Below are 24,659 nucleotides of genomic sequence, written 5' to 3' on the forward strand. Positions count from 1 at the left end.
GTCTCAACCCTTGTCCGTCGCGAGCTTGACGCCGAGCCCGATCATCATCGAACCGCCGAGCCAACGCCCGAAGGCGAAGCCAGCCTTGGTCTTCTTCATGGTCTGCACCACGGCCGACGCCCCAAGCACCGTGAAGAAATCGGCTGAGGAGAAGGCGAAATTGACGATCACGCCGAGTATAAGCAGCTGCGCCCAGACAGGCAGCGAGCCGGCGGGATCGACGAACTGCGGCAGCAGCGCGATGAAGAACAACGCAACCTTCGGGTTCAGCACCTCCACGATGAAGGAATCGAGCAGCGCCCGCTTGACAGTCTTGGCCGGCGCAGCCGCCACGTCGCCCGCCGCCAGCTTCGTGCGGATCATGCCAATGCCCAGCCAGACGAGGTAGAGCGCGCCGGCGAGCTTCACCACCATGTAGAGCTCGGGCACATGCTTGAACACGGCCGAAAGCCCGAAGGCCGCCGCGAAGACATGCAGGTAGCAGCCGAGATGAATGCCGAGCATCGCCATGAAGCCGGCGCGGCGACCATGCGAGATCGTCTGCGCCGCCGTGTAGAGCAGCGCCGGCCCCGGAAAATAGGCCACGAGCAGCGTCAGCGTCGCGAACGCCAGGAGGGTCTCCCAGGAGGCCATCAGTTCACCTTTTCGACATAGACGCGGATGCGACCGCCGCAGGACAGCCCGACCTTCCACGCGGTCTCGTCGGCGACGCCGAATTCGAGCGTGCGCGCCCGGCCGTCGCCGATCACGTCGACCGCTTCCTCGACCACAGCCCCCTCGACGCAACCGCCGGAGACCGAGCCCTGGAAATTGCCGAGATCGTCGATGACGAGGTGCGAACCCGTCGGGCGCGGGGCCGAGCCCCAGGTCTCGATCACGGTGGCGAGCGCGACGCCGCGGCCGGCCTTGGCCCAAGCCTCGGCAGTGGCGAGGATGTCTGTGTCGGTGCTGATCATGGTGCGACCTCGAAGCTCACTCACGCGGCGTAGACGACATCTGTCCCGTCATTGCGAGGAGCGCAGCGACGAAGCAATGCAGGGGGACAGCGCTACACCCCGCTGGATTGCTTCGCTGCGCTCGCAATGACGACGTCGTATACGTGATCAACATCATGCCTCAACCGGCCTTCTTCAACCACTGGCGCGGATCGCTCTTCCGGTCTGCATCCGGCGACAAGGCAGCGCAGAGTTCCGACATTGCCGCAAGGTTGTGTATCGGCCGGAAGGAGTCGACATGGGGCAGCATCGCCCGGATGCCGCTGGCGCGCGCCTCGAAGGCGTCGAAGCGCAAAAGCGGGTTGAGCCAGACCAGTTTTCGCGACGAGCGGCGCAGACGGTCCATCTCGAACGCCAGTTCGCCGTCGAGATGGCGTTCGAGCCCGTCGGTGAACAGCAGCACGACCGCCCCGCCCGCCAGCACGCGGCGCGACCAGATCCGGTTGAACGTATGCAGCGCCGTCGAGATGCGCGTGCCGCCCTCCCAATCGGGAGCAGCCCTCCCCGCCAAGGCCAGCGCCTCGTCGGGATCGCGGGCGCGCAAGGAGCGCGTGATGTTGGTCAGGCGCGTGCCGAAGACGAAGGAATGCACGCGTCGGCGGTTCTCGGTGATCGCGTGCAGGAAGTGCAGGAAGATGCGCGAGTATTCCGCCATCGAGCCCGAGATATCGACCAGCGCCACCACCGGCGGGTGCACCTGCGCGCGCTCGCGAAAGGCGAGATCGATCGACCCACCCCCGCCCCGCAGAGACTGGCGAAAGGTCCGGCGCGGATCGATGCGGTGGCCGTGATGTGAAGCCTGGAATCGCCGCATCGGCACTGTGTCGTCAGGTAGCCGCAGGCTCGAGATCAGCCGCTTGGCGCGCGCGATCTCGACGGCGCTCATCTGAGCGAAATCGCGCGATTTCAGCGTCTCGCGATCCGACAGGCTCATCGCCGCCGAAAGCTCGGTCAACTCGCTGAGCGCCTCGTCCTTCGGCGGGGTGAAGGCTTCGGCCACGCGCAATGCGCCGGCTTCCTCCTTTTGCGGCTGGCTGTCGGCGCCGGGCGAGACCGGCGACATCTGCGCCATCAGCTTCTCGATGAGCCCGCGCCGGCGCCAGAACAGGCGAAAGGCTTGATCGTAGACGAGGCTGTCCTCATGCTTCTTCACGAAGATCGCGTGCAGCGTCCAGTAGATGTCGTCGCGCCCGCCGAGCGCACCCTGCGCCAGCGCATCGACGGCCTCGACGACCGCGCCGGGACCGACGGGCAGGCCGGCGATCCTCAGCGCACGGGCGAAATAGGCGATGTTTTCGGGGAGTTTTCCGGTCATTTGGCAGAGCGAGTCCTCAGCCCGAGGAGCAAGCTATGCTCACATCTCGATGCGTCGCGGACGATCATCGCCCCATCACCAAGGCATGGTCCCGACCAAAAGGCGCGCGGTCATCCCGGACGCAGCGCAGCGGAGATCCGGGATCCATTCCGGAGCGCTTGCCTGTCAGGTTCCGGAATGGATCCCGGGTCTCCCTGCGGTCGCCCGGGATGACCTCGCGGTTGGAACCCATGGTAACGCCGGCTGACATTGCTCGCTGCATCACCTGCCAGACTCTCAGGATGAGGGCTGACAGGCTCACGCCGCCGTCTCTGTCATGAAGACCTTCTGCACGATCTGCCATTTGCTATCGACCTTGAGGAACGACAGCAGGTCGGTGAAATAGCGCGGCGGCATCTGGCACTTCACCTTCACCAGCGCCAGCGTCGGCCCGACCAGATCGATCGTCAGGATATGGTCCTCGCGCGCCAGCCCGGCAGCTTTGGGCGACGGGCGATTGCGCACGGCGTCGAGCCATTCGGCCCGGGGCACGATCTTGATCATGCCGTCCTCCTGCGCGTGCGTCAGCGCGCTGGTGGTATGGAACACGTGCTCCAGCTTGCCGGCGTCGCCCTCATAGAGACCGTCGAGATACATCCGAGTCGCGGCCTCGATTGCCTTGATGTCGGTGTTCATGGTGTGGTTCCTCCCCGTCGTTCTCTGGCTTGTCCCGGCGATCGGCGGCTTACGACGCCGATACCAGTGAGACGCGGATGGACGACACAAGCGTCGCCCATGACGGCTCGTCAGGCGCGCGCCTCGGACTTCACCTGGTCGAGCAGCTCCCGCACCTTCGATCCCTGCATCGCCTGGATGTCGTCCTGATACTTCAACAGCGCACCCAGCGTGTCGGAGACCAGAGCGGGATCGAGCGCCACCGCGTCGAGTTCGACCAATGCACTGGCCCAGTCCAGCGTCTCGGCGACGCCGGGCGCCTTGAAGAGCTCTTCCTTGCGGATCGCCTGCACGAAGGCGACCACCTGCTTGGAGAGTTTTGCGGGCGCATGAGGCGCACGTGCCTTCAGGATGGCGAGTTCGCGGGCGGCGTCGGGATAGCCGACCCAGTGATAGAGGCAGCGCCGCTTCAGCGCGTCATGGATCTCGCGGGTGCGGTTCGAGGTCAGGATCACGATCGGCGGCTCGGCGGCCTTGATGGTACCGAGTTCGGGGATCGTGACCTGCGAATCCGCCAGCACTTCGAGCAGGAAGGCTTCAAACGCCTCGTCGGTGCGGTCGAGTTCGTCGATCAGCAGGATCGGCGGCCCGCCATCCTGCGGTTCCAGAGCCTGCAGCAGCGGACGCTTCACCAGGTATTTCTGCGAAAAAATATCGGCCTCGAGCCGGTCGCGGTCGCCGGAGGCGCCGCCGGCCTCGGCCAGGCGGATCGCCATCATCTGGCCGGGATAGTTCCACTCATAGACCGCGGAGGCGAGGTCGAGCCCCTCATAGCATTGCAGCCGGATCAGTTTTCGGCCGAGCGCCGCGGATAAGACCTTGGCGATCTCGGTCTTGCCCGTGCCGGCCTCGCCTTCGAGCAGCAACGGCCGCTTCATCCGCAGCGCCAGGAACAGCACCGTCGCAAGCGAACGGTCGGCGACATAGCCCTGCGATTGCAGCAGGCTCAGCGTGGCGTCGATGGAAGCTGGAAGGGCAGTTGGCATGACAACTCGCGTCATGCCCGGGCTCGACCCGGGCATCTCTCGGAAAATGAGCGATCAGCTAGTCTCGACCGGGATGCTCGGGTCAAGCCCGACCACCGTGGGACCTTCTATTTGCCGATTGCGCGCGCAACTGCGTCTTTGGTCATCACGCCGATCAGATGGGCGCGATATTCCGGATCGGCATGCATGTCGCCGTTGATGCCCTCGGCGGTGTGCTTGAGCCCGAGCAGCGACTTCGGTGCAAACCGCGCCGCCAACGCCGCCTCGCCCTCCGGCCAGCGGAAGACGCCCCCCTCGCCTGCACCCGTCACGGCGATGCGGACATCGCTGCCGCGCTTGGCCACGAAGACACCGACCAGCGCATAGCGCGAGGCCGGGTTCCGGAACTTCGCATAGCCCGCCTTGGACGCCACGGGAAAGCTGACTTTGGTGATGATCTCGCCTTCCTCCAGCGCGGTCTCGTAGAGCCCGGTGAAGAAGTCATCGGCCGTGAGCTTGCGCTTGTTGGTGACGATGGTAGCGCCCAGCGCCAGGCAGGCAGCCGGGTAGTCGGCGGCCGGGTCATTGTTGGCGACCGAGCCGCCGATGGTGCCGCGATGGCGCACATGGGGGTCGCCGATATTGCCGGCGAGCCAGGCGAGCGCCGGAATGGCCTCCTTCACCTCGGCCGAATTGGCGACCTCGGCATGGGTCGTCATCGCCCCGATCACGATATTGCGGCCCTTGCGCTCGATGCCCTTGAGCTCGACACAGCCGGCGAGGTCGACCAGGGCGCTGGGCGAAGCAAGCCGCTGCTTCATGGTCGGCAGCAGCGTGTGACCGCCGGCAAGCAGCTTGGCCTCTTCCTTCTTGGCGAGGAGGCCGGCAGCCTGACGGGCCGTCGCGGGGCGGTGATAGGTGAAAGCGTACATGTCGTTCTCCGCTTGTTTCCAGAACCGTCATGCTCAGGGCCCCCTGGGCATCTCGTCCGGAAAGCGCTGATGCCGCCTCGCCGGAAAAAGATGGTCGGATCAAGCCCGACCATGACGTGTGTGTTGATGCTTACTCGGCTGCCATCCGCTTCACGGCCTTCTGGGCCGCGCGCCAGACGGCCTGCGGCGTCGCGGGCATCGCGATATCCTCATGGCCGAGCGCGTCGGTGATGGCGTTGATCACGGCAGGCGGCGAGGCGATGGCCCCGGCCTCGCCGCACCCCTTGATCCCGAGCGGGTTGGACGGACATGCCGTCACCGTCATGCCGACGTCGAAGGACGGCAGGTCGTCGGCGCGCGGCATCGTGTAGTCCATGAAGCTCGCGGTCAGCAGCTGGCCGTCGGCATTGTAGCGCGCACCTTCCAGCAGCGCCTGGCCGACGCCCTGGGCGATGCCGCCATGGACCTGCCCCTCGACGATCATCGGGTTGATGACATTGCCGAAATCGTCGACCGCGGCCCAGCGTTCGATCTTCGTGATCCCGGTCTCGGGGTCGATCTCCAGCTCGCAGATGTGGACGCCGGCCGGGAAGGTGAAGTTGGTCGGATCATAGAACGCGCCCTCCTTCAGCCCGGGCTCGAGGTCCTGCCCGTTGAACTTGTGCGCGACATAGGCCTGCAGGGCGCAGGAGCCGAAATCGAGCGTCTTGTCGGTGCCCTTCACCTTGAAATTGCCATCGACGAAGTCGATGTCGGCCTCGTCGGCCTCCAGCACATAGGCCGCGACCTTCTTGCCCTTGGCGATCACCTTCTCGACCGCCTTGAAGATCGCCGACATGCCGACCGCGCCCGAGCGCGAGCCGTAGGTGCCCATGCCCATCTGCACCTTGTCGGTGTCGCCATGGATGATCGAGACGTTCTCCAGCGGGATGCCGAGCTTGTCGCTGACGAGCTGAGCGAACGTCGTCTCGTGACCCTGGCCGTGGCTGTGCGAGCCTGTCAGGACCTCGACGGTGCCGATCGGGTTGACCCGCACCTCTGCCGACTCCCACAGGCCGACGCCGGCGCCAAGCGAGCCCACCGCTGCCGACGGCGCAATGCCGCAGGCCTCGATATAGGAGGAGAAGCCGATGCCGCGCAGCTTGCCGTTGCGGGCGGAGTCGCGCTTGCGCTTGCCGATTCCCTTGTAGTCGATGATCTCCAGCGCCTTCTTCAGAGAGGCGCCGTAATTGCCGGTGTCATACATCATGATCACGGGCGTCTGGTGCGGGAACTTCTTGATGTAGTTCTGGATCCGGAATTTGGCCGGATCCTTGCCGAGTTCGCGCGCCGCGACCTCGATCAGCCGCTCGACCACGAAGGTCGCCTCGGGGCGTCCCGCGCCGCGATAGGCATCGACCGGTGCGGTGTTGGTGTAGACGGCGTCGACCTCGGCATAGATCGCCGGGATGTCGTAGGAGCCTGACAGCAGCGGCGCATAGAGATACGTCGGCACCGAGGACGAGAACGTCGAGAGATAGGCGCCGAGATTGGCTGTCGTGTGCACCCGCAGGCCGGTGATCTTGCCATCGGCATCGGTGGCGAGTTCGGCATGGGTGACGTGGTCGCGGCCATGCGCGTCGGAGAGGAAGGCCTCGGTGCGATCCGAGTTCCACTTCACCGGCCGGCCGACCTTCTTGGCCACCCAGACGCAGACCGTCTCCTCGGCGTAGATGAAGATCTTTGAGCCGAAGCCGCCGCCGACGTCGGGCGCAATCACGCGCAGCTTGTTCTCCGGCGCGATGCCGATGAAGGCCGAGAGCACGAGGCGCGCGACATGCGGGTTCTGGCTGGTCGTGTAGAGCGTATAGGCTCCCTCGCCCTGGTCGTAGTCGCCGACGGCAGCCCGCGGCTCCATCGGGTTGGGCACCAGCCGGTTGTTGACGATGTCGAGCTTGGTGACGTGCTTGGCGGCCGCGAAGGCCTTCTCGGTCTCGTCCTTGTTGCCGAGATGCCAGTTGAACACGGTGTTGTCGGGCGCCTCGGCATGTACGACGGTCTTGGCCTTGGCGGCGCTGCCGGTGTCGACGACAGCTGTCAGGACCTCATAGTCGACCACGATCGCTTCGGAGGCGTCGCGCGCCTGAGCCAGCGTCTCGGCCACGATCACGCAGACATGGTCGCCGACATAGCGCACCTTGCCCTGCGCCAGCGCCGGATGGGCACCGGCGCGCATTGGCGAACCATCCTTGTTGTGGATCATCCAGCCGCAGATCAACCCGCCGATCTTGTCGGCAGCGAGGTCGTCACCCGTGAAGACGCCGAGAACGCCGGGCATCTGGGTCGCAGCCGTGTAGTCGATCGACTTGATATTGGCATGGGCATGCGGCGAGCGCAGGAAATAGGCATGAGCCTGGCCTGGGCGGTTGATGTCGTCGGTGTAGCGGCCTTGCCCAGTGATGAAGCGGTGGTCTTCCTTGCGGCGCGGACTTGCACCGATCCCGGTAGCGGACATCGTGTTCCCCTCCTCGCACGGCGCCTCTGGCGGGCGCGTCATGACATGAGAAAAAGCCCGCGCGGTATGGCGCGGGCTGAATGCGTCACTCGGCGGCCTGGCGAGGCGGATCCTTGCGATCCATCGCGGCACCACCCATCGCCTCGGCGCCGGCGGCGATCGCCTTCACGATGTTGTGGTAGCCGGTGCAGCGGCAGATGTTGCCGTCGAGGTCCTCGCGGATCGTGTGCTCGTCGAGCACGTTGCCGCGCCGGTTCACGATATCGACGGCGGACATGATCATGCCCGGCGTGCAGAAGCCGCACTGAAGGCCGTGATGCTCACGGAAGGCTTCCTGCATCGGGTGCAGCGTGCCGTTGGTCGCAAGCCCCTCGATCGTGGTGACGGTGGCGCCCTCGAGCGAGACGGCGAGCGTGGTGCAGGCCTTGATGGCCTTGCCATCGACATGGACGACGCAGGCGCCGCACTGGCTGGTGTCGCAGCCGACATGCGTGCCGGTCAGGCGCAGGTTTTCGCGAAGGAACTGCACCAGAAGGGTGCGGGGATCGACTGTAGCGGTGACGGCTTTGCCGTTCACCGTCATCGAGACGGCGGCCATGGTAACTTCCTCCCCTGCAACCCAGGTCTGACGCCCGGCTAAGACATCTCGTAGCCGTTGGTTGGCCGCTTCGCGCAGCCCCACGGTCACGCGAAACAGCCATTCATTGGAATAGCTCGAAATCGAATGTGGACCCGCGTTTTTGCGAGGTCAAGCGGCAGCCTCATTTCCGGAGAGCCGCGTTTCATCCCGTTTGAGCGGAGTTTTCGCCGTATCGCGTCCAAGTCGCTCCCAACCGCCTCACTCCGGGCGGATTGCATCGTCGCGGCTGCGTTGGCGGATTCTTAACAAGCCGTAGCCATGCTGCAGATCCGCCCAGGTCGCACCTGGCCGCGATCATGGGTGATCTCGTGCTGTCGATTGACGAACAGATCCAGCGCCGCCTCAAGGCGATCGGCTATGGCCCCAGCCAGCGACTGCGCCTGAAGATCTATGGCCCCCTCGTCGAACGGGTGATCGAGCGCATCGTCGCGGAGGATTTCGAACGCGCCTTTTCGATCCACCCACAGCTCCGGATCGCGGTCGAACCCGTCGCAGCCGAGCTCTACGGGCTCGAGGCCGAGCATTTCAGGCTGATTTTCGATGGCGCCTTCGACGCCGACTATTGCACTTCGACCGAACGGCTCTCCCATGTCGAACGCGTCGCGCAGGTCGGTTCGCGTCCCCGCGTCTCGATCGCGATCACGCTGTTCAAGGAGATCCTGCTCGAAAGCCGCCGGGCTTCCCTGCTGTCGCCGCGCCGGCTGGCGCGCGACCTCTACATCATCGAGCGCATCCTGACCTACGACATCAATACCGCGATCACGATCGCGCAGGACGCAGAGGCCGGCGAAGCCAAGCGGCGCGAGGCTGCACTGGATGAGGCCGCGCTCACGCTGAAGAACCGCCTCAGCGGGCTCGACGCCACCATCAGCGGCGCAGTCGAGCAGTTCATGGCGACTGCAGGCGAGACCAGCAACGCCACGAACTTCATCAAGGACAAGGTCGAATCACTCGCCCGTGCCTCGGTCCACGTGCGCGAGCGCTCGATCCAGACCGCTGCAGCGACTGAGGAGATGTCCGCCAACATCTCGGAGATCGGCCACCGTGCGCGCCAGAGCCTGACCATCGCAAACCGCGCGGTGCTCGACGCCGACCAGATGAACCAGGCGATCGCACGCCTGCGCACGGTCACCGACAGCATCGGCACCGTCGTGGGCATGATCGCCAGCATCGCGGCGCAGACCAATCTGCTGGCCCTGAACGCGACCATCGAGGCCGCTCGGGCCGGCGAAGCCGGTCGCGGCTTCGCCGTGGTCGCCTCAGAGGTGAAGTCTCTGGCGACCCAGACCGCCAGCGCGACCCAGGATATCGCCAGCCAGATCGCGCAGCTCGCCGCCAGTGCCCAGTTCTGCAGCGAGCACGCCGCCTCGATCGGCGCGACGATCGGTGAAATCAGGCTCGATTCCGAGGCGATCTCGGACGCGGTCTCGCAACAGAGCCAGGTCACCAGCGCCATCGCGCGCGATGCCTCCGATGTCGCCCAGAGCTCGGACGAGGCGATTGCCAGCGCCAACGCCGTCAATGACAGCCTTGCGCGCACGGCGCAGGTTCTGGAGCGCGCCAATGCGGCCGCCGCCGGCATCGCCCGGCAGGTCGGCGCAGCAGAAGCCACCGTCAGCGCGGCGCTGGCCTCGCTCCGTCAGGCGTCCTGAGAGAGGTCAGGCTCAGGCTTCGCTGCACGCCTTGGCGAAATTCGCGAAAAATTCGTCGGCGAGCTTCTTGGAGACCGAATCGATCAGCCTTGCGCCGAGTTGCATCAGCTTGCCGCCGACCTGCGCCTCGACCTCGTAGCGCAGCAGGGTCTGGCCGCCTTCGGCATCGCTCAGCATCACCTTGGCACCGCCCTTGGCGAAGCCGGCGATCCCGCCCTCGCCCTCGCCCTGGATGCGATAGCCGTTCGGCGGATCGAGATCGACGAGCTCGACCTTGCCCCGGAACGTGGCCTTCACCGGCCCGAGCTTGACCTTGACCACGGCGGACATATGCGTGTCGTCGTCCTTGGTGAGCGCGTCGCAACCGGGAATGCAGGCCTTCAGCACCTCGGCATCGTTCAGCTTGGCCCAGACCACGTCCCTGGAGGCCGGCAAGGTGACCTCGCCATTCATCGTCATCGCCATAGTTCAACTCCATAGATCTCGGCACGATGCCGCGCAGCGCTGTTGCGGCCGGGCTCGCCTCGGGTCTATCCAAGACGTGCAGCAATCTATCCATGATCGCAAACTCATCCGCCGCACAAGAGGCCAGACGTGACCTGCATTCCCGACATGGCCCCAGCGTCGCGACGTTCCGGCACATGAGCGGCTCGGACGGCCTGTTCGGCGAGCTGTTTGTCGATGCCGAGATGGCGTCCATCTTCGACGACCGCACCTGCCTCCAGGGCATGCTCGATTTCGAGGCGGCGCTGGCACGAGCAGAGGCAGAGGCAGGCGTCATCCCAGGGGAGGCAGTGCCGGCGATCGAGACCGAATGCCGGGCGGAGCTTTACGACATTCCAGCGATCGGGCGCGCGGCAACCTTGGCGGGAAATCCAGCGATCCCGCTGGTCAAGGCGCTGACCGCCCGCGTTGCCGCAGTCGACCCCGAGGCCGCCAAATGGGTCCATTATGGCGCAACCAGCCAGGACGTGATCGATTCCGGCCACGCCCAGCAATATCGCGCCGCTCAGGAACTCGTCCTTGGACGCGCAGCCAGGCTGGCTGATGCGCTCGCCCGGCTGGCGCAGGCCCATCGCCACACACCGATGATCGGCCGCACCTTCCTGCAACACGCAGTGCCGATCAGCTTCGGCGTCAAGGCCGCGCAATGGCTCGACCCGATCGTGGTCTTCCACGATCATTTCCAGATCTGGGGCACACCCACCCACCAGCTTGGCGGCGCTGCGGGAACACTCGCTTCGCTGGGCGAGCAAGCGGTACCTGTACTCGACGCCTTCATCCGCACCATGCCTTCGATCGGCGCGACATTGACGCCGTCGCATGCGCAGCGCCACCGCCTTGCCCTGATGGCTGCCCAGCTCGGAATTCTGGCAGGCGACCTCGGCAAGATCGCGCTCGACATCGGACTGATGGCGCAGACCGAGATCGGGGAACTGGCGGAACCCGAAGCGCCCGGCAAGGGCGGGTCGTCCGCGATGCCCCACAAGCGCAATCCGGTGCTGTGCACTCTCATAGCCTCGGCTGCCAAGCGCACCCCGGGGCTGGTGTCCACCATGCTGACCGCCATGCCTCAGGAGCACGAACGCGCTCTGGGTGGATGGCACGCCGAATGGCGAACCCTGCGCGAACTCTTTTGCGTCGTGGATTGCGCTCTCGCGCAAACCGTCGCGTTGATCGAGGGCCTGCAGGTGTTCCCCGAGCGGATGAAGGCCAATCTGGACCTGACCAATGGCCTCGTCATGGCTGAGAGGGTTTCGCTCGCACTTGCCGAGACCATGGGGCGCGAGCAGGCGCATCATGTCCTGGAGCAAGCAAGCAGGACATGCGTCGCCAGCGGGCGCCATCTCAAGACCGTCCTGTCTGAGACGCCGGCGCTCGCGGATGCACTGAACCGGATCGACCTCAACGCCCTTTTCGATCCGGCAACCTACCGCGGCGCAAGCGATGCGATCATCGATCGCGCCCTCGCCCGCTATGAGGACGAGCGGCAATACATGACGATCCATGCTTGAGCTGACCGCCGACGAACGCGACATCGCATCCGGCGCGCAGGGCGAAGGCGCGGCGATGGCCATGCGCATCGTCGCCGAGGCGGCCCGGCTGATGGGGGCGCCACGGCTTATCCCGGTCGCGTCGGCCCATATTGACGGAGCGCTCTATCACGGCGATTCCGGCACGCTCTTCGCCGAGAAACTGGTTGCCGGCGGCGCCCGGGTCGCGATTCGCGCGACCTTGAACGTCGGTTCATTGTCGCCCGCGGGCTGCGCGGCCATCCGGCTGCCGGCCTATCAGCGCGACATGGCGCGCCGGATGATGCGTGCCTATGAGGCGATGGGCTGCGAACCCTCATGGACCTGCGCGCCCTATCAGGCCGGCCACCGCCCGGCGACGGGAACTGACGTCGCCTGGGGCGAATCCAACGCGGTGGTCTTCTGCAATTCCGTGCTGGGCGCCCGCACCAACCGCTATGGAGATTTCCTCGACATCGCCTGTGCGCTCAGCGGCCGCGCTCCAGATTACGGCCTGCATCGGCCGGAGAACCGGCGCGCGACGCTGCTCATCGATGTCGGCGGCCTGTCGCCAATGTTGCGCGCCTCCGATGTGTTTTATCCCGTGCTCGGCACCTTTCTGGGCCGTACGGCCGGGACGGCGGTAGCCGTTATCGAGGGCCTGCAGGGCTGCACCAACGAGGATCGGCTGAAGGCGCTCGGCGCGGCTGCGGCCTCTGCCGGCGGTGTCGGGCTATTCCACGTCGCAGGCGTGACGCCGGAAGCTCCCGATTCAGCCACCGCACTCGGTCACCTGCCGCCGCAGGAGCGGATCGTGCTGACCGCGCAGGAGGTCCAGGCGGCGCTCGCCCGGCTATCGACCGCCGGAGACAGCGGCCGTATCGACGCGGTCGCGATCGGCTCCCCGCATCTTTCGCTGGACGAGATCACGGAGGTCGAGCGCCTGCTGGCGGGGCGCAGGCTCGCAGTCCCGCTCTATGCCAATACCGGGCGTCATGTGGTTGGGCCGCTGGGCGAAAACGGCCGCCGCGCCGCACTGGAGGCCGCCGGCGTGCTCTTCGTGGTCGACACCTGCGTCGTCGTCACGCCGATCCTGCCTGAGATCGACGGCGCTGTGCTGATGACCAATTCCGGCAAGTTCGCGCATTATGCCCCGGGCAATACCGGCTATGCCGTGACCTATGGCTCGCTCTCGGAATGCGTCGAGAGCGCGGTCGCGGGCCGCCTCGTCCGGGAGGCGCAAGGATGGCACTGACCATTGAGGTGCTGATCCCCGCGGGCGATGCCGTCGCCGGTCCGTGCCTGGCCCTCACCGCGCCGATCAGCTTCTGGGGCGGCGTCGATCCCCGCACCGGCGACATCATCGACGCCCGTCACCCGCAGCGTGGACGCAACATCGCCGGCACGGTGCTGGCGCTGCCGGGCACCATCGGCTCCTCATCGGCCTCCGCCGTGCTGCTCGAACTCGTCCATGCCGGTCGCGCGCCCGCCGCCCTGCTGCTGGACGAGCCGGACGCGATCCTGCTGCTCGGCATCATCGTCGCCCGAGAGATGGGCTGGACCACGCCGCCGGCCTTCCGCCTCGCCGCCTCCCGGCAGCAGGAGTTCGATGGGCAAACGGTGCGGCTGTCGCGCGAGGGCGCGCTCACAACGACTTAAGACGAGGGAGAACCACCAATGCCGATCGAGACCATCAAGGGCGAGCCGTTCCATCTCCGCATCGACGGCCCGGCGGATGCCCCTGTTTTGATGCTGTCGAACTCGCTCGGGACCAATCTCTCGATGTGGGATCCGCAGATCCCCGAATGGTCAAAACGCTTCCGCGTGCTGCGCTACGATTCCCGAGGCCACGGCCGGTCCACGGCACCGGACACGCCCTATACGATCGCGCAGCTCGGGGGCGACGCTCTCGCCATCCTCGACCATTTCGGCATCGAGCGGGCGCATTGGTGCGGGTTGTCCAAAGGCGGAATGGTCGGGCAATGGCTCGCCTGCAATGCCAGCCAGCGCCTCGACCGCGTCGTGCTCGCCAACACCGCAGCCTTCATGGGCCCGCCATCGCTCTGGGATGACCGGATTGCTACGGCGCGCAACCAGGGCATGGCGCCGCTGGTGCGGCCAGTGCTCGAACGCTGGTTCAGCACGGGCTTCGTCGCGCGCGATACCGCGACTGTGGCGAAGGTCAGCGCCATGCTGGAGACGACGCCGCCGCTGGGTTACGCCAATTGCTGCGCGGCGATCCGCGAGATGGACCAGCGCGAAGCCATCCGCGCCGTCACCAATCCCGTGTTGGTCATCGTTGGCACGCTCGATCCGGCAACGCCGCCTGCCGCCGGCAAGCTCATCGCGGACACGATTCCCGGCGCGAAGCTCGTCGAGCTCGAAGCGGCCCATCTCTCCAATCTCGAACAGCCAGCCGCCTTTACCAAGGCCGTGCTCGATTTCCTCACAGCCTGAAGGACGAATGCCATGGATGAGAAGACCCGCTACGCCGAAGGCCTGAAGACCCGCCGTGCGGTGCTCGGCGACGCCTATGTCGACAAGGCCGTGGGCAACGTCACGCCGTTCAACGCCGAGTTTCAGGAGTTCATCACCCGCAGCGCCTGGAACGACATCTGGAACCGTCCGGGCCTGGCGCGGCGCGAGCGCTCGATCATCGTGATCTCGATTGCGGCAGCTCTCGGTGCCTGGGGCGAGTTCCGCATCCATGTGCGCGGCGCGCTGAACAACGGGCTGACCCGCGACGAGATCAAGGAGGTGCTGATGCAGGCGGCAATCTATGCCGGCGTGCCCGCTGCCAACCACGCCTTCAAGGAAGCAGCCAGCGTCTTCGCCGAGATCGACGCGGAAGGTGCGGCTGCGGGCTGAGCCCTTCAGATCGCCTCGAAACGCCTGCCGCGATAGATCAGCCCCGAACCCGGCGCACCAGCGCCGAGGCCCACGACTTCGCCGATCAGGATGCGATGGCTCGCCGCCTCATGGATCGCGACGAGCCGGCAGTCGAAAGCTGCAACCGCGCCCTCCAGCACCGGCGCCCCCGTCGCCTGCGTACCCCAGCGCTCGGAAGTAAAGCGGGCCTCACCCTCGATGCCGCGACGGCTGGCGAATATCTCCGCGAGATCGCTGTCATCGCCCGACAGGGTATTGATGCAGAAGATGCCGTTCGCCCTGATCGCGGCCAGCGTGCGGCTCCGCGCCTCGATGCAGGCCAGGACCATCGGTGGCGAATCGGAGACCGACGCGACTGCTGTCGCGGTCAGCCCCGCGCGCCCTGCGGCGCCCATGGTGGTCACGACATGCACGGCGCTGGCGACCTGCGCCATCGCGTCGCGAAACGCTGCGGCGTCGGGCCCCGTTGCGAGCCCCCGCACGGATTCAATTGTCTTGGTCATCGGCCCCGATCTGCGGGAAGGAACGTTGGGCTCATGTAAGGACTTATCGGCCTGATGGCTAGAACAGGCGTCTTGCGAATGCCGCCGGTCCCTATGCAAGACGCCTCGCCAGTGCAGGCGAGGTCCGGCAGTCGGCACGCCCATACCTAGATATATCACTCCTCACAGGAACGCACGCCGAGACCTAGTCGCGGCTGAGCGTCGCGAGCAGGCCATTGCGGAGATGCAGCATAAGCGCGTCGCTTGCGATCACGGCCGCGGCGCTGTCACCGGCCGCCAGAGCCTGCGCAAACGCGACATGGTGGTTGGCAGCGGGCAGCAGGTCATCCTGCCGGTCGAAGTGATACCAGGCTCGCCTGATCAGCGCCTGCAGCGGCTCGACAGCCCGCGCCGCGTAGGGGCTGCGGGCTGCATAGGCCACAGTGGCGTCGAGTTCCTTGTCGAGGCGCATATAGGCGTTGGCATCGCCCTGCTCGGCCGCCGCGCGCATCGCCCGCGCCTTCTCGATGATCGAGATGCGCTCCCGGGGGCTGGCGCGCCTGGCGGCATCGGATGCGATCAGCCGTTCGAGCACCTCGCGCGCATCAAGCGCCGACATGATGTCGATGGCGTTGATCCCGGTCACGACGACGCCCTTGCGCGGTAGGATCTCGACCAGTCCTTGCTGTGCGAGCCGGATCAGCGCCTCACGCACCGGCGTGCGCCCGACACCGACAAGCTCGATCAGCTGAGCCTCGGTCAGGATCGCGCCCGGGCGCAACGACAAGGTGACGATGGCCTCCTCGAGGCGGCGATAGGCTGTCTCCGACAGGCTGGGCGCGGCTGAGGGCTGGGTGCGCGGGGGTACGTCGGGTTCGGGATCGCTGTCGGTCGGGGCGCGCAAGCTCATCCCGCCATCCCAGGCCGGCAGATCTGGATTGACGCATTTCTCGCCATAGATATATCAATCTCGCTGGATCGGTCTGCGGACACGCTCGTTCAATCTGCAAGTGAAACGGATCGCCCGCAAGGCAGATTGTGACAGGAGCGGCAGTCCGCCATTCGGTCTCGACGGCGTCGGCGGGCTGGCGCAAAACGGCGGATGGCGTGGCCGGAAACAACCTCAGGCGGCGCCCGGACGCACGTCGCATTGAGGCTGAGCGAGCGGGTTCTGTGACGGGAGACGAGATGGCCCTCACCTTCACCATTCCGACGGTCGCCCTATTCGCGATCCCTGCCGGGCGTCCCGCAACCCGTAACGAAATGGCTCAGACATGAAGATTGCCGTGGTCGGTGCAGGCATCGTCGGATCGGCGATCGCGCACGCCCTGCTCGACGAGGGGCACGACGTCCTGATCATCGACAAGGAGGGACCGGCGTTCGGTCCCTCGCGCGGCAATGCCGGTTGGATTGCCCATACCGATATCCTGCCGATCGCCAGCCCCAAGATCATGCGGCAGGTGCCGAAATTCTTGATGGACCCGCTCGGGCCGCTGTCGATCCGCCCGGCCTACCTGCCAAAGCTCCTGCCCTGGCTCGCTCGCTTTGCACTCGCTGCGCGTCCGCAGGCCTATGAGCGCTCGATCCGTGGCCTCGGCGCCTTGCAGCAGCGCGCATTGCCGGCCTGGCTTGCGCGCGCGCAGTCCGCCAGGTTGATGCATCACATCCATCGCAAGGGCGGGCTCTACGTCTTCGACGACGCAGGAGCCTTCGCCCAGGCGAAGCTCATCGCGCGGCGCCAGGCGGAGTTTGGCATCCGGGTCGAGATGATCGGTCCCGAGGATCTCCACCAGTTCGAGCCGGCGCTGAAGCAGCGCTTCGTCGGCGCGGCCTGGCACCCCGACACCGCCCATATCAGCGACCCCCTCGAATTAACCCTCGCGCTGTTCGACGCGGCGCTCGCTCGCGGGGCGCGCTTCGAGAAGGCCGAGGTCCAGGCCATCTCGATGGGCGAGCGCCCTGCCCTCGTGGGCCGCGATGGCTGGCAGCGCGTGGTCGACCGCGCCATCGTCGCCGCAGGAGCCTGGTCCAAACCGCTGGCTTCGGCGATGGGGGACCGGGTGCCGCTCGACACCGAGCGCGGCTACAATGTCAGTTTCCCCGGCATGACCGGCCTGACCTCGAGGCCCGTCAGCTTCGAGGGCCACGGCTTCGTCATGACGCCGCTGGAGTCGGGGCTGCGCATCGGCGGAGCCGTCGAGTTCGGCGGCCTGCATGCGCCGCCCAACCATGCCCGGACGAAAGTGCTCTACGACAAGGCCTCGACTTTGGTCGACGGGCTTCCACCCTTCGAGAGCGGCACGCTCTGGATGGGCTTCCGTCCGTCGATGCCCGATTCCCTCCCCGTCATCGGGGCGGCCAGCCGCAACAGGAACGTGCTCTACGCCTTTGGCCACGGCCATTACGGCATGACGCAATCCAACGTGACGGCGGACCTCATCGCAGACCTCGTTGCCGGGCGTCCGCCCCGGATCGATATCAGCCCCTTCAGCCCGCAGCGCTTCTGAAGCCGGGACGCCGCGCGCACGGTATTTGAATCAGATCCTCAGCCAGCAGAGCCAAGCCCATGAGCACACACACCTTCTTCTGCGTAGACGGCCACACCTGCGGAAACCCGGTGCGCCTCGTTGCCGGCGGCGGCCCCGCCCTCAAGGGCGACAACATGGTCGAGAAGCGCGCGCATTTCCTGGCCGAGTTCGACTGGATCCGCACAGGGCTGATGTTCGAGCCCCGCGGCCACGACATGATGTCGGGCGCGATCCTCTATCCGCCGACGCGCGACGACGCCGACATCGCCTTCCTCTTCATCGAGACCTCGGGCTGCCTGCCGATGTGCGGCCATGGCACCATCGGAACCGTCACCATGGCGCTCGAGCGCGGGCTGGTGACGCCGCGCCAGGAGGGCGTCCTCAAGATTGACACCCCCGCCGGCCTCGTCACCGCGACCTATGTCCGCAACGGCGCTCATGTCGACAGCGTCCGCATCACCAACATCGCGTCCTATCTGCACGCCACCGGCCTGACGGCTGACGTCGAGGGCCTTGGCGAGGTCACGGTCGACGTGGCCTATGGCGGCAATTTCTATGCGATCGTCGATCCGCAGAGTGCCTTCAAGGACATTGCCGACGTCAATCCGTCCGACCTGCTGCGCTGGAGCCCGAAGCTGCGCGCTGCCCTCAACGCGAAGTACAAGTTCGTGCATCCGGAAAACCCGGCCATCAACGGCCTGAGCCACGCGCTCTGGACAGGCGCCCCGACAAAGCCCGAGGCTCATGCCCGCAACGCGGTGTTCTACGGCGACAAGGCGCTCGACCGTTCGCCCTGTGGCACCGGAACCTCCTCGCGGATGGCGCAGTGGGCCGCCCAGGGCAAGCTCAAGGTCGGCGACGACTTCGTGCATGAGAGCATCATCGGGACCTTGTTCAAGGGGCGCGTCGAAGCCGCCACGAAGGTCGGGACACATGACGCGATCATCCCCTCGATCGAGGGCTGGGCCCGCATGACCGGCTACAACACGATCTTCATCGACGACCGCGATCCGCTGGCCCATGGCTTCCAGGTCTCCGACCGGAGCTGAGCAGCCTCGTTACTGTCGTCGCCTGTGACGACGCTCGGTCACATTCTGTCAAACCCGGGCGCCAGGCGTGTGAAGACGCAGATCCAGGGCGAATCGCCTTGCGGGCTCCCTTGGGTCGCCTGGAAGGCCTCGCCCGCCTGCGCGCCGGCTTAATTCGGGAGCATCCGTGGCGCAGGCGGGCAGCAATCGGTGCCAGTCCCAGGATTGCTGCGCTGCTCATCGAACAATCTCATTGCGCGAAATCGCTTCGCGGCGACAAACTCCACTGCCTAATCCTTTAGCAAGACACCACAGATTGCTTTTGACAGAAAGATGGCTCGGGGCGATTGTCCAAGCAGCGAGCCGTTGTAAGCTCTGCACAGAGATCGCATCCCGCATGCGCTGACGTCATGCCAGCGGAGAGAATGGGAGCGGGTTCGAGGGGTCAGGCGTCGTCAATGGAAGTATTCCTTCAGCAGCTCATCAACGGGCTGACACTGGGGTCGATCTACGGCCTCATCGCCATCGGATACACGATGGTCTTCGGCATCATCGGGATGGTGAATTTCGCTCACGGCGACATCTTCATGCTCTCCGCCTTCATCGCTCTGATCTTCTTCATGCTGATCGCCTCCTGGTTCGGGGCGGGGCTGATCGTGGTCGCGCTGATCGTGGTGCTTGTGCTGGCGATGCTGTTCACCTCGTTGTGGAACTGGGCGATCGAGCGCGTGGCCTACCGGCCGCTGCGCGGTTCGTTTCGCCTCGCGCCGCTGATTTCCGCCATCGGCATGTCGATCTTCCTGTCGAACTTCGTGCAGGTCGTGCAGGGCCCCCGCAACAAGTCGACCCCCCCGATGCTCAACAAGTCGATCACGCTGATCGAGAGCGCGACCTACTCCGTCCAGATCTCCTACAAGCAGATCGTCATCATCGCGACGACCGCCGTGCTGCTGGCAGCGTTCTGGTACATCGTCCAGAAGACGCCGCTTGGCCGCGCCCAGCGCGCCTGCGAGCAGGATCGCAAGATGGCCGCCCTGCTCGGCATCGACGTCGACCGCACGATCTCGATCACCTTCGTCATGGGTGCGGCGCTCGCGGCCGTCGCTGGCGTCATGTACCTGGTGCTCTACGGCGTGGTCTCCTTCAATGACGGCTTCATCCCCGGCGTGAAGGCCTTCACCGCCGCGGTCCTGGGGGGCATCGGCTCTCTGCCTGGCGCCGTGATAGGCGGCCTCCTGATCGGCCTGATCGAGGTGATGTGGTCGGCCTATTTCACCATCGACTACAAGGACGTCGCAGCCTTCTGCATCCTGGCGATCGTGCTGGTCTTCATGCCCTCGGGCATTCTGGGCCGCCCGGAAGTCGAGAAGGTCTGAGCCGATGGCAGCGTCGATCTCGCCTCCCGCCGCCCGCGAACGCGACCTCAAGGCCGCGCTCAAGGAAGCCGCCTTCGCAGCGCTCGTCACCTTCGGGCTGTGCATCCCAATCATCGCCTGGGGCACGCGCCAGAACATGGACAATGTCCTGGTGCTCGACCAGCGCTGGGACGCCGTAGCCTGGGCCGTGGCCATCGTCTTCGTCGGGCGCTTCCTGGTGGCCCTGCGCCAGCAGGGCGCTGCGAACCGCAAATCGCTCGTGCGCTTCCTGCCGCACGGCACCTTCGCCTTCTTCCAGCGCCATTCGCGGACCTTCTCGCTCGTCGGGCTCGGCTTCCTCGTCACCTTCCCGATCATCGCGATCAATCTCGCGGGCTGGGGCGGCGCGCTGAAATGGATCGATAATTTCGGCGTCCAGATCCTGATCTACGTCATGCTCGGCTGGGGGCTGAACATCGTCGTCGGGCTCGCCGGCCTGCTGGACCTCGGCTATGTCGCCTTCTACGCGGTCGGCGCCTATTCCTACGCGCTTCTGGCCAAGAATTTCGGGCTGTCCTTCTGGGTGCTGCTCCCGCTCTCGGGCATTCTGGCGGCGTTCTGGGGCATGCTGCTCGGCTTCCCGGTCTTGCGGCTGCGCGGCGACTACCTCGCCATCGTGACGCTGGCCTTCGGCGAGATCATCCGCCTCGTGCTGATCAACTGGGTCGAGTTCTCGAACGGCTATGCCGGCATCTCCGGCATTCCGCGCCCGAGCTTCTTCGGCATTCCCTTCAACGCCAGCGACAACGGGTTCGCGGCTGTGTTCGGGCTGGAGTTCTCGCCCCTCTACCGCACGATCTTCCTCTACTACCTGATCCTGTGCCTGGCCCTTCTGACCGCCTTCGTCACGCTGCGGCTGCGACGCCTGCCGGTCGGGCGTGCCTGGGAAGCGCTGCGCGAGGACGAGATCGCCTGCCGCTCGCTGGGCATCAATACCACCAACACCAAGCTCACCGCCTTTTCCATCGGCGCCATGTTCGGCGGGTTCGCCGGCGCCTTCTTCTCGGCGCGGCAGGGCTTCATTTCGCCGGAATCCTTCGTCTTCATGGAATCGGCGATCATCCTGGCCATCGTCGTTCTCGGCGGCATGGGCTCGCTCTGGGGCTGCGCCATTGCAGCGATCGCCATGATCGGCGGCACCGAGTTGCTGCGCGAACTCGAATGGCTCAAGGCGGTCTTCGGCAACGACTTCGATCCCACGAAGTACCGCATGCTGATCTTCGGCCTGGCCATGGTTGTGATCATGATCTGGAAGCCGCGCGGCCTGATCTCGACGCGCGAACCGACCGCCTTCCTGAAGGAGAAGAAGACAATTTCGGCCGACATGGTCCAGGAGGGTCACGGCTGATGACGCAAGCTCTTCCAGAGACGCCGACCCTCCTCCAGGTCGAGCATGTCACCATGCGCTTCGGCGGGCTGACCGCCGTCAACGACCTCTCCTTCGAGGCGCGCAAGGGCGACATCACGGCGCTGATCGGGCCCAACGGCGCCGGCAAGACCACCGTGTTCAACTGCATCACCGGCTTCTACAAGCCGACCGAAGGCATGATGACGCTGACCCAGGACAGCGGCGACAGCTACCTGCTCGAACGCATGCCGGACTTCCGCATTTCCTGGAAGGCCCGCGTGGCGCGCACTTTCCAGAACATCCGGCTCTTCGGCGGCATGACCGTGCTGGAGAACCTCCTGGTCGCGCAGCACAACCCGCTGATGATCGCCTCGGGCTTCACCTTCCTCGGCGTGCTCGGCATCGGCGGCTACCGGGCCCGCGAGAAGGAGGCCATCGAGAAGGCCAAGTTCTGGCTCGACAAGATCGGCCTGATCGACCGCGCCGACGACCCCGCTGCGGACCTGCCCTATGGCGACCAGCGACGGCTGGAGATCGCGCGGGCGATGTGCACCGACCCGGTCCTGCTCTGCCTCGACGAGCCGGCCGCCGGCCTCAACCCGCGCGAAAGCCATGACCTCAACACGCTGCTGCTCTCGATCAGGGCGGATATCGGCACTGCGCTTCTGCTGATCGAGCACGACATGTCGGTGGTGATGGAAATTTCGGATCATGTCGTGGTGCTCGACTACGGCACCAAGATCGCCGACGGCACGCCGACCGAAGTCCAGGCAGACCCGCGTGTGATCGCAGCCTATCTCGGCGTCGACGACGAAGAGGTCGCGGCAGTCGAAGCGGAGGTCGGAATCGCGTGACCGAAGCAGCCCCTCTCCTCGCCGTTCGCGGCGTCAAAACCTATTACGGCAAGATCATTGCGCTGAAGGGGGTCGATATCGACGTCCGGCAGGGCGAGATAGTGACCATGATCGGCGCCAACGGCGCCGGCAAATCGACCCTGATGATGACGATCTTCGGCAACCCGCAGGCGCGAGAAGGCACCATCACCTATGAGGGTCGTGACATCACGAAGATGCCGAGCCACGAGATCGCAAGGCTCGGCATCGCGCAGTCCCCGGAGGGGCGCCGCATCTTCCCGCGCATGACCGTGTTCGAGAACCTGCAGATGGGCGCCGCTGTCGGCGACCTCGCCCATTTCGACCAGGACCTCGAGAAGATCTGCGTGCTGTTCCCGCGCATCAAGGAGCGCCTGCAGCAGCGAGGCGGCACGCTCTCGGGCGGCGAGCAGCAGATGGTGGCGATCGCGCGCGCCCTGATGGCGCGCCCCAGGCTGCTCCTGCTCGACGAGCCGTCGCTGGGTCTCGCGCCGCTGATCGTGAAGCAGATCTTCGAGGCGATCCGCGAACTCAACCGTAGCGAGGGCCTCACCGTCTTCCTCGTCGAGCAGAACGCCTTCCATGCGCTCAAGCTCGCCCATCGCGGCTACGTCATGGTCAACGGCCTCGTCACGATGAGCGGCAGCGGCCAGGAACTCCTGGCCAATCCGCAGGTGCGGGCAGCCTATCTCGAAGGCGGGAGGCACTGACATGCAAGGCATCCTTTACGAGGAACCGACGGTCTGGCTCTTCCTGCTCGTCACCGTCGTGATGGGCGGCTGGCTGGCATGGATGGCCGGCCGCGCGATCGCACTGACCTGGCGCCCGAACTTCCAGCTCGTGCTCTACATGCTCGCCCTGGGGCTCTTCGTGCGGTTCATCCATTTCGCCCTGTTCCAGGCGACCCTGCTGACACTGCACTACTACGTCATCGATACCGTCGTGCTCATGGCCTTCGGCTTTGCCGGCTGGCGCTACAACCGCGCCAGGCAGATGACGACGCAGTATCGCTGGCTGTTCGAGCGCACCGGCCCATTCAGTTGGAAGCCGCGCGAAGGTGCTCGAATTTCGCCGAAACTAGCCTGAAAAGGCATCAAGCTTGACGCGTGACAGACTCCTGAAAAAGCGCAAGACTGCGTTTCACGGTGGCACCACGCGCCGAGACGGGCGGACCTTCCAGCCCGTTCATATGACAATGCAGGGGAGTCTCATCTCATGAAGAAACTGCTGTTGAGCAGCATCGCGCTCGGCGCGGTCCTCGCCTTTTCCGGCGTGGCCAATGCTCAGATAAAGCTTGGCGTGGGCGGCCCGCTGACCGGCCCCAACGCTGCCTTCGGCGCACAGCTCAAGAACGGCGCGGAGCAGGCTGTCGAGGACATCAACGCGGCTGGCGGCGTCCTCGGGCAGAAGATCACGATCTCGCTCGGTGACGACGTCTCTGATCCCAAGCAGGGCGTCTCGGTCGCCAACAAGTTCGTCGGCGACGGCGTCAAATGGGTGCTCGGCCACTTCAACTCCGGCGTCACCATGCCGGCTTCCGAGGTCTATGCCGAGAACGGCATCCTGATGATCTCGCCCTCGGCCACCAACCCGAAGGTCACCGAGCGCGGTCTCTGGAACACCTTCCGGACCTGCGGTCGCGACGACCAGCAGGGCGGGGTCGCCTCGGCCTACCTGATCAAGAACTTCAAGGACAAGAAGATCGCCGTCGTCCACGACAAGACGACCTATGGCCAGGGCCTCGCCGACGAGACCAAGAAGGGCTTGAACGCCGGCGGCGTCAAGGAAGTGCTTTATGAAGGCGTCAATGCCGGCGAGAAGGACTTCTCGGCGCTCGTCTCCAAGATCAAGGCAGCCGGTGCCGACTATCTGTACTGGGGTGGCCTGCACACCGAAGGCGGCCTGATCGTGCGCCAGATGCGCGACCAGGGCCTGAAGACCGTGCTGGTTTCCGGCGACGGCATCACCACCGACGAGTTCGCCACGATCGGCGGCCCCGGCGTCGAAGGCACCCTGATGACCTTCCCGCCGGACCCGCAGAAGCGCCCGGAAGCCGCTGCCGTGCTTGCGAAGTTCGAAGCCCGCAAGTTCAAGCCCGAAGCCTACACCCTGTACAGCTACGCCGCCGTGCAGATCATGGCTGAGGGCGCCAAGCGCGCCAATTCGGTCGATCCCAAGAAGATCGCGACCGCTCTCCAGGGCGGCCAGGCCGTGAAGACCGTGATCGGCGATATCTCCTTCGACAAGAAGGGCGACATCACCCGTCCCGACTACACCGTCTACACCTGGAAGAAGGGCGCCGACGGCAAGATCACCTATGTCGAGAATTGATCCCGGGGCCGCTCGCAGCCTCTAGGAACTAGGAACCGCCCCGGCTT

The 24,659-nt window shown here is 65.7% G+C and carries 24 protein-coding genes and 1 pseudogene; 14 read left to right on the plus strand and 11 right to left on the minus strand.

What is annotated here, in order from left to right:
- Positions 1-3: 3 nt before the first annotated feature.
- The 8 genes from AC1D2L_RS19765 to AC1D2L_RS19800 form a co-directional block, all read right to left on the minus strand.
- Positions 4-633, minus strand: a complete 630-nt coding sequence (locus tag AC1D2L_RS19765; protein WP_476847606.1) for a LysE family translocator — start codon at positions 631-633, stop codon at positions 4-6.
- Positions 633-956 (minus strand): XdhC family protein, encoded by a 324-nt coding sequence (locus AC1D2L_RS19770; protein WP_476847607.1) that lies wholly within the window; start codon positions 954-956, stop codon positions 633-635. Before AC1D2L_RS19770 ends, AC1D2L_RS19765 begins: the two co-directional genes overlap by 1 nt.
- 160 nt (positions 957-1,116) lie before the next feature.
- Positions 1,117-2,310, minus strand: coding sequence for a vWA domain-containing protein (locus AC1D2L_RS19775; protein WP_476847608.1), 1,194 nt, complete (start codon positions 2,308-2,310; stop codon positions 1,117-1,119).
- A 297-nt stretch (positions 2,311-2,607) separates the two neighbouring features.
- Positions 2,608-2,985, minus strand: coding sequence for a nuclear transport factor 2 family protein (locus AC1D2L_RS19780; RefSeq protein ID WP_476847609.1), 378 nt, complete (start codon positions 2,983-2,985; stop codon positions 2,608-2,610).
- Positions 2,986-3,095: 110 nt separating this feature from the next.
- Positions 3,096-4,025, minus strand: coding sequence for an AAA family ATPase (locus AC1D2L_RS19785; RefSeq protein WP_476847610.1), 930 nt, complete (start codon positions 4,023-4,025; stop codon positions 3,096-3,098).
- Positions 4,026-4,117: 92 nt separating this feature from the next.
- Positions 4,118-4,921 carry an FAD binding domain-containing protein gene (locus AC1D2L_RS19790; protein ID WP_476847611.1) on the minus strand — a complete coding sequence of 268 codons (804 nt, stop codon included), beginning with the start codon at positions 4,919-4,921 and terminating at the stop codon, positions 4,118-4,120.
- Positions 4,922-5,051: 130 nt separating this feature from the next.
- The gene (locus tag AC1D2L_RS19795) at positions 5,052-7,415 is read right to left on the minus strand and encodes a xanthine dehydrogenase family protein molybdopterin-binding subunit (protein ID WP_476847612.1); all 2,364 of its coding nucleotides are present in this window, start codon (positions 7,413-7,415) and stop codon (positions 5,052-5,054) included.
- Between the two features lie 85 nt (positions 7,416-7,500).
- The gene (locus AC1D2L_RS19800) at positions 7,501-8,013 is read right to left on the minus strand and encodes a (2Fe-2S)-binding protein (RefSeq protein ID WP_476847613.1); all 513 of its coding nucleotides are present in this window, start codon (positions 8,011-8,013) and stop codon (positions 7,501-7,503) included.
- Between the two features lie 338 nt (positions 8,014-8,351).
- Here AC1D2L_RS19800 and AC1D2L_RS19805 point away from each other — a divergent pair, with 338 nt between their 5' ends.
- Entirely contained in the window at positions 8,352-9,707 is a 1,356-nt protein-coding gene (locus AC1D2L_RS19805) for a methyl-accepting chemotaxis protein (RefSeq protein ID WP_476847614.1), read from the plus strand.
- Between the two features lie 12 nt (positions 9,708-9,719).
- Here AC1D2L_RS19805 and AC1D2L_RS19810 read toward each other — a convergent pair whose 3' ends face one another.
- Complete coding sequence (locus AC1D2L_RS19810) at positions 9,720-10,172, minus strand: SRPBCC family protein (protein WP_476847615.1); 453 nt, start codon at positions 10,170-10,172, stop codon at positions 9,720-9,722.
- A gap of 176 nt (positions 10,173-10,348) precedes the next feature.
- Between AC1D2L_RS19810 and pcaB the strand changes: the two genes are divergently transcribed.
- From pcaB to pcaC, 5 genes are read left to right on the plus strand one after another with little or no spacing between them, the layout of a single operon-like run.
- Positions 10,349-11,722, plus strand: a complete 1,374-nt coding sequence (gene pcaB, locus AC1D2L_RS19815; protein WP_476847616.1) for a 3-carboxy-cis,cis-muconate cycloisomerase — start codon at positions 10,349-10,351, stop codon at positions 11,720-11,722.
- The gene (locus tag AC1D2L_RS19820; protein WP_476847617.1) at positions 11,715-12,974 is read left to right on the plus strand and encodes an aconitase X; all 1,260 of its coding nucleotides are present in this window, start codon (positions 11,715-11,717) and stop codon (positions 12,972-12,974) included. The genes pcaB and AC1D2L_RS19820 overlap by 8 nt, the downstream gene beginning before the upstream one ends.
- Positions 12,965-13,378, plus strand: coding sequence for an aconitase X swivel domain-containing protein (locus AC1D2L_RS19825; protein ID WP_476847618.1), 414 nt, complete (start codon positions 12,965-12,967; stop codon positions 13,376-13,378). The genes AC1D2L_RS19820 and AC1D2L_RS19825 overlap by 10 nt, the downstream gene beginning before the upstream one ends.
- 18 nt (positions 13,379-13,396) lie before the next feature.
- Entirely contained in the window at positions 13,397-14,176 is a 780-nt protein-coding gene (gene pcaD, locus AC1D2L_RS19830; RefSeq protein ID WP_476847619.1) for a 3-oxoadipate enol-lactonase, read from the plus strand.
- Positions 14,177-14,188: 12 nt separating this feature from the next.
- Complete coding sequence (gene pcaC, locus AC1D2L_RS19835; protein WP_476847620.1) at positions 14,189-14,587, plus strand: 4-carboxymuconolactone decarboxylase; 399 nt, start codon at positions 14,189-14,191, stop codon at positions 14,585-14,587.
- Positions 14,588-14,592: 5 nt separating this feature from the next.
- Here the strand turns inward: pcaC and AC1D2L_RS19840 are convergent, their stop codons facing one another.
- Together AC1D2L_RS19840 and AC1D2L_RS19845 are read right to left on the minus strand one after the other, a co-directional pair.
- Entirely contained in the window at positions 14,593-15,111 is a 519-nt protein-coding gene (locus AC1D2L_RS19840; protein WP_476847621.1) for a flavin reductase family protein, read from the minus strand.
- 184 nt (positions 15,112-15,295) lie between these two features.
- On the minus strand, positions 15,296-16,000 hold the full coding sequence (locus tag AC1D2L_RS19845; protein WP_476847622.1) for a GntR family transcriptional regulator: 705 nt from the start codon (positions 15,998-16,000) through the stop codon (positions 15,296-15,298).
- Positions 16,001-16,364: 364 nt separating this feature from the next.
- On the opposite strand from AC1D2L_RS19845, the gene AC1D2L_RS19850 reads away from it, so the two are divergent.
- From AC1D2L_RS19850 to AC1D2L_RS19885, 8 genes and pseudogenes are all read left to right on the plus strand, one after another.
- On the plus strand, positions 16,365-17,597 hold the full coding sequence (locus tag AC1D2L_RS19850) for an NAD(P)/FAD-dependent oxidoreductase (protein WP_476847623.1): 1,233 nt from the start codon (positions 16,365-16,367) through the stop codon (positions 17,595-17,597).
- Positions 17,598-17,656: 59 nt separating this feature from the next.
- Positions 17,657-18,667 (plus strand): 4-hydroxyproline epimerase, encoded by a 1,011-nt coding sequence (locus tag AC1D2L_RS19855; protein WP_476847624.1) that lies wholly within the window; start codon positions 17,657-17,659, stop codon positions 18,665-18,667.
- A gap of 437 nt (positions 18,668-19,104) precedes the next feature.
- Positions 19,105-20,022: a branched-chain amino acid ABC transporter permease gene (locus AC1D2L_RS19860; protein WP_476847625.1), complete on the plus strand. Its 918-nt coding sequence runs from the start codon at positions 19,105-19,107 to the stop codon at positions 20,020-20,022.
- 4 nt (positions 20,023-20,026) lie between these two features.
- Positions 20,027-21,409 (plus strand): high-affinity branched-chain amino acid ABC transporter permease LivM, encoded by a 1,383-nt coding sequence (gene livM / locus AC1D2L_RS19865; protein ID WP_476847626.1) that lies wholly within the window; start codon positions 20,027-20,029, stop codon positions 21,407-21,409.
- A pseudogene (locus tag AC1D2L_RS19870) lies at positions 21,409-22,233 on the plus strand (ABC transporter ATP-binding protein); the annotation flags it as partial. The gene livM and the pseudogene AC1D2L_RS19870, both read left to right, overlap by 1 nt.
- Before the next feature lie 26 nt (positions 22,234-22,259).
- Positions 22,260-22,991, plus strand: coding sequence for an ABC transporter ATP-binding protein (locus AC1D2L_RS19875; RefSeq protein ID WP_476847627.1), 732 nt, complete (start codon positions 22,260-22,262; stop codon positions 22,989-22,991).
- Position 22,992: 1 nt separating this feature from the next.
- Positions 22,993-23,367: a DUF6867 family protein gene (locus AC1D2L_RS19880; RefSeq protein ID WP_476847628.1), complete on the plus strand. Its 375-nt coding sequence runs from the start codon at positions 22,993-22,995 to the stop codon at positions 23,365-23,367.
- Between the two features lie 129 nt (positions 23,368-23,496).
- On the plus strand, positions 23,497-24,612 hold the full coding sequence (locus AC1D2L_RS19885) for a branched-chain amino acid ABC transporter substrate-binding protein (protein ID WP_476847629.1): 1,116 nt from the start codon (positions 23,497-23,499) through the stop codon (positions 24,610-24,612).
- The last annotated feature ends 47 nt before the right edge of the window (positions 24,613-24,659 follow it).

The sequence above is a fragment of the Allobosea sp. P1_B10 genome, from assembly GCF_056406735.1.

What these genes read in the sequence shown, in the direction of transcription:
- AC1D2L_RS19855 (WP_476847624.1), top strand. Translation starts at nt 17,657, where the DNA reads ATGAGCACACACACCTTCTTCTGCGTAGACGGCCACACCTGCGGAAAC.
- AC1D2L_RS19810 (WP_476847615.1), bottom strand. Translation starts at nt 10,172, where the DNA reads ATGGCGATGACGATGAATGGCGAGGTCACCTTGCCGGCCTCCAGGGAC.
- AC1D2L_RS19860 (WP_476847625.1), top strand. Translation starts at nt 19,105, where the DNA reads ATGGAAGTATTCCTTCAGCAGCTCATCAACGGGCTGACACTGGGGTCG.
- AC1D2L_RS19775 (WP_476847608.1), bottom strand. Translation starts at nt 2,310, where the DNA reads ATGACCGGAAAACTCCCCGAAAACATCGCCTATTTCGCCCGTGCGCTG.
- AC1D2L_RS19805 (WP_476847614.1), top strand. Translation starts at nt 8,352, where the DNA reads ATGGGTGATCTCGTGCTGTCGATTGACGAACAGATCCAGCGCCGCCTC.
- AC1D2L_RS19850 (WP_476847623.1), top strand. Translation starts at nt 16,365, where the DNA reads ATGAAGATTGCCGTGGTCGGTGCAGGCATCGTCGGATCGGCGATCGCG.
- pcaC (WP_476847620.1), top strand. Translation starts at nt 14,189, where the DNA reads ATGGATGAGAAGACCCGCTACGCCGAAGGCCTGAAGACCCGCCGTGCG.
- AC1D2L_RS19780 (WP_476847609.1), bottom strand. Translation starts at nt 2,985, where the DNA reads ATGAACACCGACATCAAGGCAATCGAGGCCGCGACTCGGATGTATCTC.
- AC1D2L_RS19800 (WP_476847613.1), bottom strand. Translation starts at nt 8,013, where the DNA reads ATGGCCGCCGTCTCGATGACGGTGAACGGCAAAGCCGTCACCGCTACA.
- AC1D2L_RS19795 (WP_476847612.1), bottom strand. Translation starts at nt 7,415, where the DNA reads ATGTCCGCTACCGGGATCGGTGCAAGTCCGCGCCGCAAGGAAGACCAC.
- pcaD (WP_476847619.1), top strand. Translation starts at nt 13,397, where the DNA reads ATGCCGATCGAGACCATCAAGGGCGAGCCGTTCCATCTCCGCATCGAC.
- AC1D2L_RS19825 (WP_476847618.1), top strand. Translation starts at nt 12,965, where the DNA reads ATGGCACTGACCATTGAGGTGCTGATCCCCGCGGGCGATGCCGTCGCC.
- AC1D2L_RS19770 (WP_476847607.1), bottom strand. Translation starts at nt 956, where the DNA reads ATGATCAGCACCGACACAGACATCCTCGCCACTGCCGAGGCTTGGGCC.
- AC1D2L_RS19765 (WP_476847606.1), bottom strand. Translation starts at nt 633, where the DNA reads ATGGCCTCCTGGGAGACCCTCCTGGCGTTCGCGACGCTGACGCTGCTC.
- AC1D2L_RS19785 (WP_476847610.1), bottom strand. Translation starts at nt 4,025, where the DNA reads ATGACGCGAGTTGTCATGCCAACTGCCCTTCCAGCTTCCATCGACGCC.
- AC1D2L_RS19840 (WP_476847621.1), bottom strand. Translation starts at nt 15,111, where the DNA reads ATGACCAAGACAATTGAATCCGTGCGGGGGCTCGCAACGGGGCCCGAC.
- AC1D2L_RS19820 (WP_476847617.1), top strand. Translation starts at nt 11,715, where the DNA reads ATGCTTGAGCTGACCGCCGACGAACGCGACATCGCATCCGGCGCGCAG.
- AC1D2L_RS19880 (WP_476847628.1), top strand. Translation starts at nt 22,993, where the DNA reads ATGCAAGGCATCCTTTACGAGGAACCGACGGTCTGGCTCTTCCTGCTC.
- AC1D2L_RS19885 (WP_476847629.1), top strand. Translation starts at nt 23,497, where the DNA reads ATGAAGAAACTGCTGTTGAGCAGCATCGCGCTCGGCGCGGTCCTCGCC.
- AC1D2L_RS19790 (WP_476847611.1), bottom strand. Translation starts at nt 4,921, where the DNA reads ATGTACGCTTTCACCTATCACCGCCCCGCGACGGCCCGTCAGGCTGCC.
- pcaB (WP_476847616.1), top strand. Translation starts at nt 10,349, where the DNA reads ATGAGCGGCTCGGACGGCCTGTTCGGCGAGCTGTTTGTCGATGCCGAG.
- livM (WP_476847626.1), top strand. Translation starts at nt 20,027, where the DNA reads ATGGCAGCGTCGATCTCGCCTCCCGCCGCCCGCGAACGCGACCTCAAG.
- AC1D2L_RS19845 (WP_476847622.1), bottom strand. Translation starts at nt 16,000, where the DNA reads ATGAGCTTGCGCGCCCCGACCGACAGCGATCCCGAACCCGACGTACCC.